The sequence below is a fragment of the Streptococcus oralis genome, from assembly GCF_023109195.1.
Lineage (GTDB): Bacteria > Bacillota > Bacilli > Lactobacillales > Streptococcaceae > Streptococcus > Streptococcus oralis_BV.
On sequence record NZ_JALDUB010000015.1, the window covers coordinates 1 to 784 of the forward strand.

The 784-nt window shown below is 51.3% G+C and carries 9 tRNA genes; all 9 read left to right on the forward strand.

Features of this window, described 5'->3' with window-relative positions:
• The 9 genes from M1F65_RS09970 (at position 1) to M1F65_RS10010 (ending at position 783) form a co-directional block, all read left to right on the forward strand.
• Positions 1 to 73 (forward strand) — tRNA-Val (locus tag M1F65_RS09970).
• 2 nt (positions 74 to 75) lie between these two features.
• Positions 76 to 148: transfer RNA gene (locus tag M1F65_RS09975), tRNA-Asp, on the forward strand.
• A gap of 24 nt (positions 149 to 172) precedes the next feature.
• A tRNA-Lys gene (locus M1F65_RS09980) sits at positions 173 to 245 on the forward strand.
• Positions 246 to 250: 5 nt separating this feature from the next.
• Positions 251 to 332, forward strand: a tRNA-Leu gene (locus M1F65_RS09985).
• A gap of 12 nt (positions 333 to 344) precedes the next feature.
• A tRNA-Thr gene (locus tag M1F65_RS09990) sits at positions 345 to 417 on the forward strand.
• A gap of 27 nt (positions 418 to 444) precedes the next feature.
• Positions 445 to 516: transfer RNA gene (locus M1F65_RS09995), tRNA-Gly, on the forward strand.
• Positions 517 to 523: 7 nt separating this feature from the next.
• Positions 524 to 609: transfer RNA gene (locus M1F65_RS10000), tRNA-Leu, on the forward strand.
• An 11-nt stretch (positions 610 to 620) separates the two neighbouring features.
• Positions 621 to 694: transfer RNA gene (locus M1F65_RS10005), tRNA-Arg, on the forward strand.
• A 15-nt stretch (positions 695 to 709) separates the two neighbouring features.
• A tRNA-Pro gene (locus tag M1F65_RS10010) sits at positions 710 to 783 on the forward strand.
• Position 784 lies beyond the last annotated feature (1 nt).

A 784-nucleotide genomic window follows, 5' to 3' on the forward strand; every position in this document is an offset into this window, starting at 1 on the left:
GGGAGTTTAGCTCAGCTGGGAGAGCATCTGCCTTACAAGCAGAGGGTCAGCGGTTCGATCCCGTTAACTCCCATAGGTCCCGTAGTGTAGCGGTTATCACGTCGCCCTGTCACGGCGAAGATCGCGGGTTCGATTCCCGTCGGGACCGTTTAAGATAACGGAAGTTATTTTAGACTCGTTAGCTCAGTTGGTAGAGCAATTGACTTTTAATCAATGGGTCACTGGTTCGAGCCCAGTACGGGTCATATTTGCGGGTTTGGCGGAATTGGCAGACGCACCAGATTTAGGATCTGGCGCTTAACGGCGTGGGGGTTCAAGTCCCTTAACCCGCATAATAGAAAGTAGCCGGCTTAGCTCAGTTGGTAGAGCATCTGATTTGTAATCAGAGGGTCGCGTGTTCAAGTCATGTAGCCGGCATTTTTTTATATAGAATAAGAGGTCGATGCGAACGTAGTTCAGTGGTAGAACACCACCTTGCCAAGGTGGGGGTCGCGGGTTCGAATCCCGTCGTTCGCTTAGAGAGGCCGGGGTGGCGGAACTGGCAGACGCACAGGACTTAAAATCCTGCGATTGGTAACGATCGTACCGGTTCGATTCCGGTCCTCGGCATATAATGATGAGCACCCTTAGCTCAACTGGATAGAGTACCTGACTACGAATCAGGCGGTTAGAGGTTCGACTCCTCTAGGGTGCATTTTTTTATTTAACGCGGGAAGTAGCTCAGCTTGGTAGAGTACTTGGTTTGGGACCAAGGTGTCGCAGGTTCGAATCCTGTCTTCCCGAT